This is a genomic window from Mycolicibacterium parafortuitum, from assembly GCF_002086815.1.
Lineage (GTDB): Bacteria > Actinomycetota > Actinomycetes > Mycobacteriales > Mycobacteriaceae > Mycobacterium > Mycobacterium parafortuitum.
This window is the reverse complement of sequence record NZ_MVID01000034.1, coordinates 25,992-41,573: the sequence shown is the minus strand read 5'-3', so window position 1 is coordinate 41,573 and position 15,582 is coordinate 25,992. Positions and strand designations below refer to the sequence as shown.

General features: G+C 71.1%; 12 protein-coding genes. 5 read left to right on the top strand and 7 right to left on the bottom strand.

Annotation, left to right across the window (positions count from 1 at the left end; all coding sequences use genetic code 11):
• Positions 1-77: 77 nt before the first annotated feature.
• Entirely contained in the window at positions 78-806 is a 729-nt protein-coding gene (locus BST38_RS26000) for an ESX-1 secretion-associated protein (RefSeq protein ID WP_083146383.1), read from the top strand.
• Here the strand turns inward: BST38_RS26000 and BST38_RS25995 are convergent.
• Together BST38_RS25995 and dapE are read right to left on the bottom strand one after the other, a co-directional pair.
• Entirely contained in the window at positions 803-2,422 is a 1,620-nt protein-coding gene (locus BST38_RS25995; protein WP_083146382.1) for an ABC-F family ATP-binding cassette domain-containing protein, read from the bottom strand. The genes BST38_RS26000 and BST38_RS25995 overlap by 4 nt on opposite strands.
• A 78-nt stretch (positions 2,423-2,500) precedes the next feature.
• The gene (dapE, locus tag BST38_RS25990) at positions 2,501-3,565 is read right to left on the bottom strand and encodes a succinyl-diaminopimelate desuccinylase (RefSeq protein WP_083146381.1); all 1,065 of its coding nucleotides are present in this window, start codon (positions 3,563-3,565) and stop codon (positions 2,501-2,503) included.
• 46 nt (positions 3,566-3,611) lie between these two features.
• On the opposite strand from dapE, the gene dapD reads away from it, so the two are divergent.
• Both dapD and BST38_RS29830 read left to right on the top strand, forming a co-directional pair.
• Positions 3,612-4,556, top strand: coding sequence for a 2,3,4,5-tetrahydropyridine-2,6-dicarboxylate N-succinyltransferase (dapD, locus tag BST38_RS25985; protein WP_083146380.1), 945 nt, complete (start codon positions 3,612-3,614; stop codon positions 4,554-4,556).
• A gap of 325 nt (positions 4,557-4,881) precedes the next feature.
• Positions 4,882-6,321, top strand: coding sequence for a hypothetical protein (locus BST38_RS29830; RefSeq protein ID WP_110781990.1), 1,440 nt, complete (start codon positions 4,882-4,884; stop codon positions 6,319-6,321).
• 14 nt (positions 6,322-6,335) lie between these two features.
• On the opposite strand, the gene BST38_RS25975 is transcribed toward BST38_RS29830, so the two are convergent.
• The 3 genes from BST38_RS25975 to BST38_RS25965 form a co-directional block, all read right to left on the bottom strand.
• A complete protein-coding gene (locus tag BST38_RS25975) occupies positions 6,336-6,893 on the bottom strand; it encodes a M15 family metallopeptidase (protein ID WP_083146407.1) in 558 nt (185 codons plus the stop codon).
• A gap of 101 nt (positions 6,894-6,994) precedes the next feature.
• A complete protein-coding gene (locus BST38_RS25970) occupies positions 6,995-7,342 on the bottom strand; it encodes a VOC family protein (protein WP_083146379.1) in 348 nt (115 codons plus the stop codon).
• A complete protein-coding gene (locus BST38_RS25965) occupies positions 7,333-8,751 on the bottom strand; it encodes an acyl-CoA synthetase (protein WP_083146378.1) in 1,419 nt (472 codons plus the stop codon). Before BST38_RS25965 ends, BST38_RS25970 begins: the two co-directional genes overlap by 10 nt.
• A 41-nt stretch (positions 8,752-8,792) precedes the next feature.
• Between BST38_RS25965 and BST38_RS25960 the strand changes: the two genes are divergently transcribed.
• Positions 8,793-9,329 (top strand): NUDIX domain-containing protein, encoded by a 537-nt coding sequence (locus BST38_RS25960; RefSeq protein ID WP_110781987.1) that lies wholly within the window; start codon positions 8,793-8,795, stop codon positions 9,327-9,329.
• A gap of 166 nt (positions 9,330-9,495) precedes the next feature.
• Positions 9,496-9,996 (top strand): Rv2253 family sensor-like surface protein, encoded by a 501-nt coding sequence (locus BST38_RS25955; protein WP_083146376.1) that lies wholly within the window; start codon positions 9,496-9,498, stop codon positions 9,994-9,996.
• Here BST38_RS25955 and BST38_RS25950 read toward each other — a convergent pair.
• Together BST38_RS25950 and BST38_RS25945 are read right to left on the bottom strand one after the other, a co-directional pair.
• Positions 9,984-13,427, bottom strand: coding sequence for a proline dehydrogenase family protein (locus tag BST38_RS25950; RefSeq protein ID WP_083146375.1), 3,444 nt, complete (start codon positions 13,425-13,427; stop codon positions 9,984-9,986). The genes BST38_RS25955 and BST38_RS25950 overlap by 13 nt on opposite strands.
• A 40-nt stretch (positions 13,428-13,467) precedes the next feature.
• Positions 13,468-15,552, bottom strand: a complete 2,085-nt coding sequence (locus tag BST38_RS25945) for a cadherin-like domain-containing protein (protein ID WP_133057268.1) — start codon at positions 15,550-15,552, stop codon at positions 13,468-13,470.
• Positions 15,553-15,582: the final 30 nt, after the last annotated feature.

Here is a 15,582-nt window from a genome sequence, read left to right as displayed (position 1 = left end):
TTCTGGAGCGCTTTTGGTGCGCCGAGGTCCGGTTCTGGGCTCATAGGATCGACACACCGACGATTCCGGAGGTGACGATGACCGAGCCCCTTTCGGTGGACCCGCACGGCGTGCGAACACTCGCCGAGGTCCACGGCGGGGTGGCCGCCGGGCTCGGCGCGCTGGGAGCATCCGCGCCTGGTTCCGCTCCACTCGCCGCGTCGCACGGACCGATCGCCGCCGCCGTCGACACCGCGCTGACAGGCACGTTGGGCCGGCGGTCCCGTTCGGTGGCCGGCGCCCGATCCGCCGGCGAGACGATCGCCGAACTGCTGCACCAGGCGGCGCTGGCCTACGAACGCGGCGACGAGCGCGGCGGCGACGCGATCAGTGCGGCTGCCGACCGGATGGCGCAGGCCCCGGAGGCCGTTGCCGCGACGGCGGCGCCGAGCCCACCCGGCGCCGATGCGCTGGGACAGGCCGTCGGCCAGCTGGGCCAGCTCGGGGTGCTGGGCCAGCAGCTCGCCGCGCCGTTGGCGGCGTTGGCCCCCGCCCTGCTCACACTGCCCGCGCAGCTGGCCTCCGGGCTCGCCCAGTCGGGCTTGTCCGAGGAAACCGATTCCAGCACAACCGGTCTCGCCGACGTAGCATCGCCCGCAGAAGCGGTCGCGACGCGCGAGGACACCGGCGCGCCCGCGCGCGAGGACACCGAGGAGCCCGCGCGCGAGGACACCGGCGAGCAGGAGCTTGCCCCGACACCGCCTGCAGAACCCGCACCGGTTCCGCCCGCCGTACCGCGGCCCGCGCCGACCCGCCCGTCGCTCTAGGTGCGCTCGGCCAGCCGGCCGTCCTGCAGGCGCAGCACACGATCCACGCCGACGGCGTCCAGGAACGCCGCGTCGTGGCTGACCACGATGAAGGCCCCGCGGTAGCCGCTCAACGCGTCCCGCAGGTGTTCGGCGCTGACGAGGTCGAGGTTGTTCGTCGGCTCGTCGAGCAGCAGCAGTTGCGGTGCGGGTTCGGCGAACAGCACGCAGGCCAGCGTCGCACGCAACCGTTCCCCGCCGGACAGCACGCGCACCGGAAGGTCGACGGCATCTCCACGGAACAGGAACTGCGCCAACAGATGCCGTCGCCGGGTCAGCGACAGACTCGGGGCGGACGCCGCGAGGTTGTCGGCCACGCTGCGCTCGTCGTCGAGCAGGTCGAGGCGCTGCGACAGGTAGGCCACCCGGCCGCGGGCCGTCGCGACGGTGCCGGCGTCCGGCGGCAGCTCCCCGAGCAGCACCCGCAGCAGCGTGGTCTTGCCCGCGCCGTTCGGCCCGGTCAGCGCGATCCGTTCCGGGCCTCGCACCGACACGCTGACATCGGTGAGCACCTCGCGACCCCCGACGCGCACCCGTATCCCGTTGGCGTCCAACACCGTGCGTCCGGCCGGGACGACGGTGTCGGGCAGGTCGAGTACCAGCGTGTCGTCGTCACGCACCGCCTGCTCCGCGTCGGCGAGGCGGCTCACGGCGTCGTCGAGGCGCCGGGCGTGCACGTCGTCGGTGCGGCCCGCGGTCTGCTGGGCCCGGCGTTTCCTGGCGCCGGCGACGATCTTCGGCAGCCCCGCGTCCCCCAGGGTGCGTTTCGCCACCGCCGATCGCCGTTCTTGCCGTTCCCGGGCTTCCTGGCGTTGCCGCTTCTCGCGTTTGACCGCCTGCTCGGCAGAACGGACGGCATCCTGGGCCGCGCGCCGCGATTCCTGCAGCGCTTCGATGTAGGCGGTGAAATCACCGCCGTAGAGCCGCAATTCGTCGCGGTGCAGCTCGGCGATCCGGTCCATCCGGTCGAGCAGCATGCGGTCATGGCTGACGACGAGCAGACAGCCGCGGAAGTCGTCGAGCGCATCGTAGAGCCGCTGCCGCGCATCGGCGTCGAGGTTGTTGGTGGGCTCGTCGAGCAGGAGCACATCCGGGCGGCGCAGCAGTTCGCGGGCCAGGCCGAGGGTGACCGCCTCACCGCCGGACAGTGAGCGCAGCGAGCGGTCGAGTTCGATGTGGCCGAGGCCCAGCCGGTCGAGCTGGGCCCGGGTGCGTTCCTCGACGTCCCAGTCGTCGCCGATGGCGGCGAACACCGCGTCACCGGAATCCCCTGCCGCCAATGCGGACAACGCGTCGAGCACCGGTGCGACGCCGAGGACCTCGGCGACCCGGCGGTCGTCGAGCAGCGGAAGGGTCTGCGACAGGTAGCCGACCACACCGTCGGCGCCGGCGGCGCCCGCGGTGGGCCGCAGTTCTCCGGCGATCAGGCGCAGCAGGGTGCTCTTGCCTGCGCCGTTGGGGGCGACCAGGCCGGTGCGGCCGGCGCCGAGGGTGAACGACAGATCGCTGAACAGCGCGGTCGCCGCGGGACCGGTGTCGAAGGAGAAGGACAGGTGCGTACAGATGATCGACGGCATGCGGATGCTCTCGGTGAGGGGCGGACAGAGACCGGAATCCTCTAGAGCGACAGCATGTATTTCAGGTTATCGGTGCGGTCAACCGGTTAAATAGCGCCGCAGCATCTCGGTCACCGCGGTGATCTGCGCGACCTCGACGTGTTCGTCGACGCGGTGCGCGAGGTTCGGGTCTCCCGGGCCGTAGTTCACCGCGGGGATGCCGAGGGCGGCGAAGCGGGACACGTCGGTCCAGCCGTACTTGGCGCGCACCTGCCCGCCGGCCGCCTGCACCAGCGCGGCGGCCGCGGGCTTGGCCAGACCGGGCAGCGCGCCCGCGGCGCAGTCGGTGAGCTCGATCGTCACGTCGAGGCCGTCGAACACCTCGCGGACATGGGCGTAGGCCTGTTCGACGCTGCGGTCCGGCGCGAAGCGGAAGTTGACGGTCACGCTCGCCAAGTCGGGAATCACGTTGCCGGCGACACCGCCGTCGATGCGCACCGCCGACAATCCCTCACGGTAGGTGCAGCCGTCGATGTCGACGCTGCGGGCCTGATACGCCTTGAGCCGGGCCAGCACCTCGCCGAGCTTGTGAATCGCGTTGTCCCCCAGCCAGGACCGGGCCGAATGGGCGCGGGTGCCCGCGGCGCGGACGACGACACGCAGGGTGCCCTGGCAGCCGGCCTCGATGTAGCCGCCGGACGGTTCACCGAGGATCGCGACATCGGCGGCGAGCCATTCGGGCAGGTCCCGCTCGATGCGACCGAGCCCGTTGGCGGTGGCCTCGATCTCCTCGCAGTCGTACATGACGAGCGTGATGTCGTGGGTGGGATCGGCGACGGTCGCCGCCAGGTGCAGGAACACGGCGTCGCCGGATTTCATGTCCGAGGTACCACAGCCGTACAGCAGCCCGTCGTGCATCCGGCTCGGCAGGTTGTCGGCGGCCGGAACGGTGTCGATATGCCCGGCGAGCAGCACCCGCGACGGCCGGCCGTAGTCGGTACGGGCTAGCACCGCGTCCCCACTGCGGATGATGTCGAAGCCGGTGGTCTGCTCGCGCAGCGCGCGCTCGATCTCGTCGGCGATGCGGGACTCGTGGCGCGACTCGCTGGGGATGTCGACCAGCGCCGCCGTCAAGGCGACCGGGTCGGCGTGTAAGTCCAGCACAACTACCCACGTTAGCCGGTCGGGGCGCGCGGTAACCTGTTGCATCGTGACTGCAGCTTCTGGCGTCGGCGTCGCGACGATCGCGGCCGACGGATCCGTTCTCGATACCTGGTTCCCCGCCCCCGAGCTGACGGCGGACGGGCCGTCGGGAACGGTGCGGTTGTCCGTCGCCGAGGCGCCCGCCGAACTGGCCGCGCTGGTGGGCCGCGACGAGGACCGTGACGTCGAGGTCGTGCTGGTGCGGACCACGATCGCGTCCCTGCAGGACAAGGCCGCCGACGCGTACGACGCCTACCTGCGTCTGCACCTGCTGTCGCATCGGCTGGTGGCGCCGCACGGGCTCAACGCCGACGGGTTTTTCGGCGTGCTGAGCAACGTGGTGTGGACCAGCCACGGGCCGTGCGCGATCGAGGGCTTCGAGAGAGTGCGTGCGCGGCTGCGCCGCCGGGGCCCGGTCACGGTGCACGGGGTCGACAAGTTCCCGCGGATGGTCGACTACGTGCTGCCGTCCGGGGTGCGGATCGCCGACGCGGACCGGGTGCGCCTGGGCGCGCACCTGGCGGCGGGCACGACCGTGATGCACGAGGGGTTCGTGAACTTCAACGCGGGCACGCTGGGCAGCTCGATGGTCGAGGGCCGCATCTCGGCGGGCGTCGTCGTCGACGACGGCTCCGACGTCGGCGGCGGTGCGTCCATCATGGGCACACTGTCGGGCGGCGGCACGCAGGTCATCTCGGTCGGTAAGCGGTGCCTGCTCGGCGCGAACGCGGGGCTGGGTATCTCGCTCGGTGACGACTGCGTGATCGAGGCCGGGCTGTACGTGACGGCCGGGACGAAGGTGACCACCTCTGACGGGCAGACCGTCAAGGCCCGTGAACTCTCCGGTGCCAGCAACCTGCTGTTCCGCCGCAACTCCGTGACCGGTGCCGTCGAGGTCGTCAAACGCGACGGCACGGGCATCACCCTCAACGAGGCACTGCACGCAAATTGACGTGGAGTAACCACCCGCCTCGCCTCGCGAGCGCGGGTGTCTTCGCGCCTGCACGCCGCGGTACGTGGCGCGCCCGCGCTTTCTCACCGCCGTCGACCCTCACCTCACCGGCCGTCGGCACGCGCACGGAATTTGCTGTTTTCGCTCGGATCGGTTAATGGCGGGCTGTTTCGACAGACACGTGTCGTGACCCGCACAAGCCTTTGCGGTAGCTAGCACTTTGGTTATCTACGCCCTCGTTATTTATGATCTTGCCCGACGATCTTGAAGCCAGGTAGTCGACCAGCGCCTCCCAGCCCCCGGCTTTCGAGAAGGGATCTCCAGCGTGTCCATCGCCGTCGAGGTATCAGCGAAATCACCCCTCCTCGCCAGTCTGGTCGTTGCGGCCGGGCTCGCCGGAACAGCGATCGGCGCGTCACTGGTGCTCGCACCCGACGCGGCGGCGACTCCCCGCTCATCGCTGCCGGCCGACTGCATGGCCCTGACCGAGTCGTGCGCGACCTCCGCCCCCCACAGCGCCGGCCGGTCCGCGACCCCGGCGTCCGCCCAGGCCGTAGCCGGATACCCGTCGTTCCGCCCGCTGTTCGGCAACGGCGCCGACGCCCCGGCCGACTGCGTCGGGAACGCCTGCAACGGACGCGACGGCGGCATCATCTGGGGTAACGGCGGGGCCGGCGCCAACGGCGGCCGCGGCGGCAGCGCCGGCCTCTTCGGCAACGGCGGGCGCGGCGGCGACGGGACCGCACCCGGTCAGAACGGCGGGGCCGGCGGCAACGGCGGGACCCTGTGGGGCAATGGCGGCGCGGGCGGCAACGGAGCGCCCGGCGTCGCCGGTTCCGCGGGCGTCAACCCGGTCCCCGGTGGCGTGGCCGCCCAGGCCGGCGACGGAGCGGGCCCCTATCTGGGATACGGCGACATCATCGCCGGTGACGGAGGGGACGGCGGCAACGGCGGTCGTTATCCGATCGGCGCGCTGTGCTGCGTCGACGTGCCGAACGGCGGCGCAGGCGGCAACGGCGGTTGGGCGAACAGCTTCGACCGCAACGCCACCGCCGGAGCAGGCGGCAACGGCGGTGACGGCGCCCTGGGTGGCTACGGCGGCGCCGGCGGGATCGGCGGCGTCGCTTTCGCCGCCAACGGGGTCGCGACGGGCGGAAACGGCGGCGACGGCGGGGCCGGCAGCACCGGAGCGACCGGAGGCCGGGGCGGCGCGGGCGGGTCCGCCTGGGGCGGCTCCGCCATCGGCGGCGACGGCGGCACCGGTGGCGCCGGTGGAGCGGGCGCCGACGGTGGGAACGGCAGCAAGGGCGGGGCCGGCGGCACGGGTGGTCGCGGCGGCCTGTTCGGCGGCAAGGGCGGCAAGGGCGGCGACGGCGGTACCGGCGGCGCCGGTGGTGACGGCGCGAACGGCGGTACCGGAGGCGACGGCGGAGCGGGCGGCACCGTCCACTCGCCTGGCGCAGTCGGGGCCGGCGGCAACGGCGGTGCCGGTGGCGTCGGTGGCCGCGGCGGTGACGGTGGCGCCGGCGGCGACCCGGGGCGCGGCGGCGCGAAAGGCCTGTTCGGCAGGTCCGGCGCCAGCGGGAAGACCGGCGATGACGGCACCGGAGGCCGCGGCGGTGCCGGCGGCAACGGCGGTACCGGAGGCCTCAGCGGCGCGGGCGCGTCGGGCGGCGCCGGCAAGTCGGGTCAGTCCGGGAAGTCGGCCACCGGCCGCACCGGCGGAGCGGGCGGGGCCGGCGGCGACGGCGGCGCGGGCGGCTGACGCGGCGCGGGTGGTCAGCCCGCGGCGTTCGGCCTCAGCGGCGGGCAGTTGCCCTGGGCGTCGACAGCCCGCTCGAAGTGCCAGATCTCGTTGGCGTAGATCTGGCACAGCCCGAAGCGGTTGCCGTTGGCGATGAGCCACCGGTCGGCTTCGGGCGGGCCGATGTCGACGGCCTGACCGGTCACATGCTTGGAGACTTCCGGCGTCGCGACGAACTGCGCGGCGACCTCGACGCTGCCGTAGGACGCGACCGCGTCGTCGAACAGTCGCTGCTGGAAGCCTTTCGATCGCCAGCCGGAGGCCACCGACAACTCGACACCGTCGGCCTCCGCGGCCCGGGCGGCGTCCTGCACCGCACTCAGTAGCGCCGGATCCAGCTGCGACAGAATCGGGTTGGCGGTGTCGAACGGGGACAGCAGGATGCCGTCCGGCAGCCAGCCACCGGTGGTGTCCACCGCCGCGGTGCCGATGGTCAGGGTGTCACCGGCGGCGACGGGCGGGGTCGGCGCGGGCGGGACGGCGATGCTGGTCTGGACGAGCATGATCTCCGGCGCACGGCCGCAGGACGCCATCAGCAGGGTCGTGAGCGCGCCGCCGAGGACGACGAGCGTGCGCGTGACGGCGGGAACGGCGGCGCGGCGGCGGGCAGACACGCGCGCTCGCGGTGCCGACGTCACCCTTGCGCTGCCAGGATGCAGAATTCGTTGCCTTCGGGGTCGGCGAGTACGACCCAGGTCTGCTCGCCCTGGCCGATGTCCACCCGCCGCGCCCCGAGACCGATCACCCGCTCGACCTCGGCCTGCTGATCGTCCGGGGTCAGGTCCATGTGGATGCGGTTCTTGATCGTCTTGCCCTCGGGCACCGGCAGGAACAGCCAGTCCGGCGCGCCGGCGGGGGCGCGCAGCACGACGTCTCCGTCATCGGCGTCCTCGGCGGGCCAGCCGAGCACCTCCGACCACCACGTCGCCAGCGCCTTCACGTCATTGGCATCGATACACAAGTCGCTGAATCTCAAAGCCATTGCGCCAGTTCCTTCTTCAGCACCTTACCCATCGCGTTGCGGGGCAGGCTCTCGACGAGGCGCACCTCGCGGGGCCGCTTGTGGGCCGAAAGCTGCTGGCCGACATACTCGATCAGCTCGTCCGGGTTCGCGTCGCCGACCACGAACGCGACGATGCGCTGGCCGAGATCCTCGTCGGGCGCCCCGATCACCGCGGCCTCCCGAACGCCGTCGTGGCCGAGCAGCACCGTCTCGATCTCGCCTGCCCCTATACGGAATCCGCCGCTCTTGATCAGGTCGACCGACGCGCGGCCGACGATGCGATGCATACCGTCGGAGTCGATCGCGGCGACATCACCGGTGTGGTACCAGCCGTCGTCGCCGAGCACTTCGGCGGTCGCATCCGGCCGGTTGAGGTAACCGTCGAACAGCGTCGGGCTCTGCACGTGCAACTGCCCGATCGACTCACCGTCATGCGGCACCGGCGCGCCGTCGTCGGACACCAGCCGCGTCTGCACCCCCGGCAGCGCGACCCCGACCCAACCGGGCCTGCGCTCACCGGTGACCAGCGTGCTCAGCGTGATCAACGTTTCCGTACTGCCGTACCTTTCGATCGCCTGATGTCCGCTCAGCGCCGACAACCCGTCGAACACCGGCACCGGCAGTGCCGCGCTGCCCGAGACCAGCAGCCGGGCCGGGGCCAACGCACGGGCGGCGTCGCCGTCCTCGACGATGCGCGACCAGACCGTCGGGACCCCGAACAGCAGGGTGCCGCCGAGATCGGTCACCGCGTGCGCGTACGCCTGCGGTGTCGGCTTTCCGGTGTGCACGAACCGGTTCCCGATCCGCAGAGATCCGAGCAGGCCCAGCACGAGGCCGTGCACGTGATACATCGGCAGCCCGTGCACCAGCGTGTCCTCGGGGGTCCACTGCCAGGCCTGCGCCAGCATGTCGAGGTCCGCGGCGACCGCGCGGCGGCTGACCACCACGCCCTTGGGCAGGCCCGTGGTTCCCGAGGTGTAGATGATCATCGCCGGGGCGTCGGGCGCCGGTTCGGCGTAGCGGTGCCACGACCGCGCGTGCATACGCACCGGGATGTGCGCGAGCCCGTCGGTGTCGTCGGGCAGTTCGCCGAGCCAGGCCTGGGCACGGGAATCGGTGAGCATGTGCCGCCGCTCGGCCGCGCCGACGTCGGCGGGCACCGGCACGAACGGCACACCGGCGATCAGGCAGCCGGTGACCGCCAGCACCGTCGTCGCGGTCGGACGAGCGAGGATCGCGACCCGGGACGCGCCGGCGACCCGCTCGGCGACCGAGGTCGCCGCCCCGACGAGGTCACTCCGACTCAACGACACCCCGTCGATGCGCACCGCATCACCGAGGTCGGCCCCGGCGGCCACGGCCGCAGGGTTCAAAGAGGCCAACAGCACAGGATGTGAGGCTACCCCTGCCCGATGGCCATACTGGTGCGGTGGATTACATCCGGGCCGTGGCGACGCGGGAGATCTACCGAAATCCCTGGCTGACGATCCGTGAGGACGACATCCGCAGACCGGACGGCAGCCCGGGGGTGTACGCGGTGGTCGACAAGCCGACGTATGCGCTGGTGATCCCCCGCGACGGCGACCGTTTCCACCTGGTGGAGCAGTACCGGTACCCGATCGGGCTGCGCCGTTGGGAGTTCCCGCAGGGCACCGCACCGGATCGGGCCGAACTCGACGGCGCCGAGCTGGCCGCCCGCGAACTGCGGGAGGAGACCGGGTTGGTCGCGGAGTCCCTGACCGAGATCGGGTTGCTCGACGTCGCCCCGGGCATGAGCAGCCAGCGTGGCCGGGTGTTCCTTGCGACCGGGATCACCGAAGGCCCGCACGAACGCGAGCACGAGGAACAGGACATGCGCAGCGCCTGGTTCAGCCGCGCCGAGGTCGAGCAGATGATGCGTGAGCGGGTGATCACCGACGCGCAGACCATGGCGGCGTGGACGCTGATGCGGCTGCACGGGCACTGAATCCGTCGTCGGAGCGAGCTCCGTTCGGCGGGAACGCCATTCGCCGGCGGTGCCGATATCAACCCGTGATCCAACCGTGCCCGAACGGGTCGTGTCGATACGGCAACTTGACGGTGGGGCCAATTACGTTTCAAGGGCCACATCTGGAAAACGACTGCGAGGAACCATGTCACCCGCACGGGCGCGCCACGCGTTGACAGCTGCGACTGTCATTGCTGCGGCATGCGTTTGCGCAGCGCCGGCCGCGACAGCGGCGCCCCCGAACTGGAGTGGCCGGTACACCGTGGTGACGTTCGCGTCGCAGAAGATCGGCACCAGCATCGCGACCCGGCAGCCCGAACCCGACTTCAGCGCCCAGTACACGTTCAGTACGACGTGCGTCGGTACATGTGTGGCGACCGCGGGCGACGGGCCCGCCCCGTCCAATCCGACGGTCCCGCAGCCGTCCCGCTACACCTGGGACGGCCGCCAGTGGGTGTTCAACTACAACTGGCAGTGGGAGTGCTTCCGCGGTGAGGGACTGCCCCGCGAGTACGCGGCCGCACGCTCGCTGGTGTTCTACGCACCGACCGCCGACGGTTCCATGTTCGGGACGTGGCGCACCGAGATCCTGGACGGCGTGTGCAAGGGCACCGTGGTGATGCCGGTGGCCGCCTACCCTGCGTGAGGCGCGTCGAGCAATCCGTCGACGAGCGCGGTCGGTGAACCGAACCGGTGTGCGGTGACCGAAATAGCTTGTTCGCGCAGAAAAGTCAGAAGCTCGACACGTCCGGCCTCGACGACGGGCTGCGCGTAGAGCGCGATGTCCGCTCGGCCGTCGCAGGCCTCGGCGAATGCCTCGCGGCTCCCGCCGAGCAGCCGGACCCGGCCGGGTGCGTTGGTGCGCAGCAGATTTCGCCACGCCTGCGGGTCGTGAACGTGCCAGGAGACGCCGTGCGCGCGCAGTAATCCGGCGATCGCGTCGTCCAGTGACTCCGGGGTCGACACCGTGAGCCGGGCCCCGGCCAGCACACCGGCAGCGACCACGCGCAACAGAGATGCGTGCTCGCCGTCCTCCGCGCGCACCGTCACCGGCACCGGCCGGTACCGGAAGACGTTCTTCTCCGCCAGCAGGTCCGCAAGGTCGCGGGTGCGCCCGAACTCCTTCTGCCAGGCCTCCGCATCGGATTTCAGGGACCTCTCCAGGAATTCGAGTTCGGTCGGCTTGAGATTCAGATGGTGTGCCGCCGAGAGGAACTCGTTCAGCACGGGGGTGAGCCGTCCGGCCCGCGCGGCCACGGCGGTGCGCCAGTCACTGAGGCCGATCAGGTAGTTGGGGCCGCCGGCCTTGGTTCCCGCGCCGACCGAGGACTTCTTCCACCCGCCGAAGGGTTGGCGGGCCACGATCGCGCCGACCGTGGACCGGTTGACGTACACGTTGCCGGCCTCGACCCGCTCCAGCCAGTAATCGATCTCGTCGCGGTCGAGGGTGTGCAGCCCCGCCGTCAGCCCGTAGTCGACCTGGTTCTGGATCGCGATGGCCTCGTCGAGATCGGCGGCGTCGATCAGGCCGAGGACCGGTCCGAAATATTCGGTGAGGTGGTACTCCGAACCGCGGCGGACCCCGGTCTTGACCCCCGGCGACCAGAGCCGGCCGGTGTCGTCGAGCCTGCTGGGCTTCACCAGCCACTGCTCCCCCGGCGCCAGCGTGGTCAGCGCGCGCAACAACTTCCCCTGCGCCGGTTCGACGACCGGCCCCATCTGCACGGTGGGATCGGCCGGATAGCCGACCCTCAGCGACGTCACCGCATCGACGAGTTGGTCGCGGAAGCGCCTGGACTGTGCCACCGAGCCGACCATGATGGCCAGCGACGCCGCTGAGCATTTCTGCCCGGCGTGCCCGAACGCCGAGTACACAAGGTCTTTCACCGCGAGGTCGATGTCGGCGTGCGGCGTGATCACGATCGCGTTCTTGCCGCTGGTCTCCGCGAGCAGCGGAAGGTCCGGCCGCAGCCGGCGGAACAGGGCGGCAGTGTCGAAGGCGCCGGTCAGCACGAGGCGGCCCACCCTCGGATCGGAGATCAGCCGGGCACCGAGGTTGCCTTCGTCGACGTGCACCAGTTGCAGTGCGGCGCGCGGGATCCCGGCGTCCCACAGCGCCTGCACCATCGCCGACCCGCACCGCTTGGCCTGTGGGGCGGGTTTGATGATCACCGCGCTTCCGGCGGCGAGTGCCGCCAGCGTAGAGCCGGCGGGAATCGCGACCGGGAAGTTCCACGGCGGGGTGACCACGGTCAGTCCGACCAGTTCGGCGACCGCGCCGTCGATGTCGTCGAGCTGTTCGGCAAGGGCCGCATAGTAGTTCGCGAAATCGATCGCCTCCGAGACCTCGGGGTCACCCTGATCCAGCGTCTTGCCCGTCTCGGACGCCATCACCTCCAGCAGGGTGGCCCGGCAGGCCTCCAACGTGCCCGCGGCGCGGCGCAGCACGGCGGCGCGCTCGGCACCGGGTAGCCCACCCCAGCTCTCGCCCGCGGCCAGACCGCGGGCGAGCACCGCCTCCAGCGCGCCGGCGGTGGTGACGGTGTTCTCGTCCACCAGGTCCTGCGCGGCCGTCGACGCCGCGATACGGTCCGTGATCGCCCGCGCCCAGACCCGGTTTCCGGGGAGCGACGGGTCGGTGTCGGCCACGTTCGTGAACACGCCAGGCGGGCACACCGAACCCGATGGGTCGTCGCTGCGCCGGTCCTGGCGGCGGTTGGGTGGCGGGACGTCGTCGTCGACAGCGGCCAGGGCGGCGGCGAACCGGTCCCGCTCCCGGTCGAAAAGCTGGTGTTCGCTGTGTAATTCGAACACCGCCGACATGAAGTTCTCTTTGCTCGCGCCCTCTTCGAGGCGGCGCACAAGATAGGCGATCGCGACGTCGAAATCCTTCGGATGTACCACGGGCACATAGAGCAGCAGGCCGCCCACCGTTCGGCGCACCGCCTCGGCCTGGGCTTCGGCCATGCCGAGCAGCATCTCGAACTCCACCCTGTCGCGTACCCCCTGCCGCCCCGCCAGGATCCACGCGTACGCGATGTCGAACAGGTTGTGCCCGGCGACGCCGATCCGCACGTTCGCGGCGCGCTCGGGTTGCAGCGCGTAGTGCAGAACCCTCTTGTAGTTGGTGTCGGTGTCCTGCTTGGTCGGCCATGTCGCGACAGGCCAGGAATGCAGCGACGCCTCGACGTGCTCCATCGGGAGGTTCGCGCCTTTGACGAGGCGGACCTTGATGCCGGCGCCGCCGCGTTCACGGCGGGCGCGGGCCCAATCCTGCAGCCGCATCATCGCGCTCAACGCGTCGGGCAGATACGCCTGGAGCACGATGCCGGCCTCGAGGTGGTGGAGTTCGGGCCGGTCCAGCAACCGGGTGAACACCGCGATCGTCAGGTCCAGGTCGCGGTACTCCTCCATGTCGAGGTTGATGAACTTCGGCGTCGGCGCCGTCGCGGCCAGCGTGAACAGCGGCAGCAGGCTTTCCTCGACGTGGTCGACGGTCTCGTCGAAGGCCCACGGAGAGTGCGGCGGTACCGTCGCCGAGACCTTGATCGACACGTAGTCGACGTCGGGCCGCCTCAACAGTTGTTCGGTGCCGGTCAGGCGGCGCTGCGCCTCGCGGCGCCCCAGCACGGCCTCGCCGAGCAGGTTGATGTTGAGGCTGACGCCGCGTTTGCGGATCCGGGCGATGGAGCGGCCGAGGCGCGCGTCGGTGGCGTCGACCAACAGGTGGCCGACCATCTCGCGCAGCGCCCTGGTGGCGATCGGGATGATGACGCCGGGTGCGACAACGGACAGCGCCGCGCCGAGCTTGATGAGCACGCGAAGGTGCCGCGGCAGGAATCCCGGTGCGTTGCGCGCGAGGTCGCGCAGGTTCGCCGCGGCGACGCGGGCGTCGTCCGGGCGGATCACCCCGTCGACGAATCCGACGGTGAACTCCAGGCCACCGGGGTCCTGCAGCACGTCGGCGAGCCGGCGCGCGGCCGGTGCGACGGGTTCCCCCGCCGCCTCGTCCAGCCAGCGCCGCACCAGGGTTTCGACTTCCGCCACCGCGTCCTCGACGCTGCCGATCGGGGTCATCTACCCATGATGGCCGCGCGCGCCGACAGCGCGCCAGGATCTACAGCGCCACCAGCGCCGCGGCCCCGGCGGGCACCACGGTGTACCCGAGGTCTTCGAGGATGCCGATCTCGACCGCGCTGAGCCGGCGCAGGGTCTGCCCGTACCCGAACTCGCCCATATAGGCCGCCGCGGCCCCGGTGAACGTGGTCCGGTCGAGGTGCGAGAGCGATCCGGCCTGCAGCGGAACCAGCCCCCCGTAGGCAGCGACCGCGTGCGCGCCGCCGAAGAACAGCCCGCCGTTGCCGCCCGACAGGTGCGGGTCGTAGGCGGTGTTCCACGCGAGATCGGCGCCGAATACCGAGGTGCCGTTGCGGTCCACCAGGAACTCGTCGAACGAATACCAGTACCTGTTCGTGTTGAGCCCTGCCGAGGACACGTTCGACACGAAGCCGAGGGTGTGGAGCAGCTCATGGGTTGCGGTGGCTTGGAAGTCGATCTCGTCCCAGTCGACCGAGTCCCCGTACTCCCAGTTCCAGGCGAAGCTGAAATGCAGTTTCGCGTCCGCCTCGGCGCCGTTGGGATCGTGGTGGACCTGCGACAGGATCTTCTCCCGGACCACGGTGCTCCAGAATCCTGTCGGTTGCCAGGTGCCCCACGGGCTGACCGCGTACGCGGTGTACCCGCTGCGGATGTCGTCGGCGGTGACGTCGTAGGTGATCACCACCGGGGACGAGGTCGCGATGTTCTCCGCCAGGCGGGCCGCGGCGGCCTGCAGGGCCGCTTTGGCTTGCGGAGTCCAGTACTGCGCCCCGGCTCCGAAGGAGAACTCGAAGACCACGTCGTCGACCGGCGTGACGACGATGCTGACCGTCGCGGTGTTGTCGCTGAGGGTCCCCGACGCGTCGCGGACGCGGTAGGTGAACGACGCAGCACCGTGGTAGTTCAGGTCCGGGGTGAACGTCACCGAGCCGTCGGAGTTCAGCGCGACGCGGCCGTGTACCGCGTCACCGACGGAACCGACGGTCAACCGGCCGCCCTGGGGATCTCGGTCGTTGGCCACCAGTGCCGCCGCCGTCAGTGTCAGCGCCGTGTCCTCGTTCGTCGTCGCGCTGTCGTCGACCGCCGTGGGCGCGCTGTTGCCCGACCGCACGGTGATCGTCACGGTGGCGGTCGCAGTGTGCACGCCGAACAGGCCGTGGCCGTGCCACGCACTGGCCCCGTCGGAGATCGTGTAGGTGAAGGTGTCGACCCCGCGGAAGCCCTCCACCGGGACGTAGGTCAAGGTGCCGTCGCCGTTGAGCGTCACCACCCCGTGGGCGGCCTGCGTATGGCCCGTCACCGTCAGGACGTCCCCGGCATCCGGATCGGTGTCGTTGCCTAGCACCGCGATTCGGATCGGGACACCCGGCGCCGTGGTCACCGTGTCCGCGGCCGCGGTGGGTGTGGTGTTGAAGAAGGTCCGTTGGATCTCGCGGCGGACGAACGCCAGCACGGCGAGTAGCAGCGGCGGATCACCGGGCACCGACGGCGGAGGGTTGAACAACATGGCGAGCGCCCGTGTCGCGATGTCGGCGAGCGCGCGAGGTACGCCGAGAACCAGACCCACCGCGCCCGCGGGCTGCCGCACCGTCGGCGCCGGCGCTTCCACCGTGACCACCACCGCGGCAGAAGGGCCGGTGTCACCTTGCGGTGCAACGGTGTTCACCGGGATACCGAGCTCCGGCGGGGTCGCGTCCTGTTCGGAGTCTGCTGGACCGGCCTCGGGGTTCACCGTGTCCGGGATGTGGCGCGCCGGCGACTCGGCCGAGTCGCCGTCCGGTTCCACCGTCACCGGCGCAGCGTCCTCGGGTTCGCTGGTGTCGTCGGTGTCCGCCGGCTCGTCAATCGTGTCGGCCGTCGACGGCTCGGCGGGGTCGTCCGGGTCCTCGTCATCCTGCGGGTCTTCAGAGTCAGCGTCCTCGGCGTCCTCGGCGTCGGCCGGCTCCGGTTCCGGCTCGGGTGACGAGGCGCGGTTGCCGATCTGCGGCTTCGACGGAGTCTTCACCGTGCTGACGGCGGCACTGTCCGTTGACGATTCGGCGGTCGACGGGTCCGCAGCCGCCGGGGCGGCTACCGCGGTGCCGATTCCCAACGCCAGGGCCAACGCACCGACTCGACCGACGTATTTCGCACA

Excerpts from the sequence above, each read along its gene's own strand:
- BST38_RS25975 (WP_083146407.1), bottom strand. The coding sequence starts at position 6,893 with ATGGCGTCCTGCGGCCGTGCGCCGGAGATCATGCTCGTCCAGACCAGC.
- BST38_RS25955 (WP_083146376.1), top strand. The coding sequence starts at position 9,496 with ATGTCACCCGCACGGGCGCGCCACGCGTTGACAGCTGCGACTGTCATT.
- BST38_RS26000 (WP_083146383.1), top strand. The coding sequence starts at position 78 with ATGACCGAGCCCCTTTCGGTGGACCCGCACGGCGTGCGAACACTCGCC.
- BST38_RS25970 (WP_083146379.1), bottom strand. The coding sequence starts at position 7,342 with ATGGCTTTGAGATTCAGCGACTTGTGTATCGATGCCAATGACGTGAAG.
- BST38_RS25950 (WP_083146375.1), bottom strand. The coding sequence starts at position 13,427 with ATGACCCCGATCGGCAGCGTCGAGGACGCGGTGGCGGAAGTCGAAACC.
- BST38_RS25995 (WP_083146382.1), bottom strand. The coding sequence starts at position 2,422 with ATGCCGTCGATCATCTGTACGCACCTGTCCTTCTCCTTCGACACCGGT.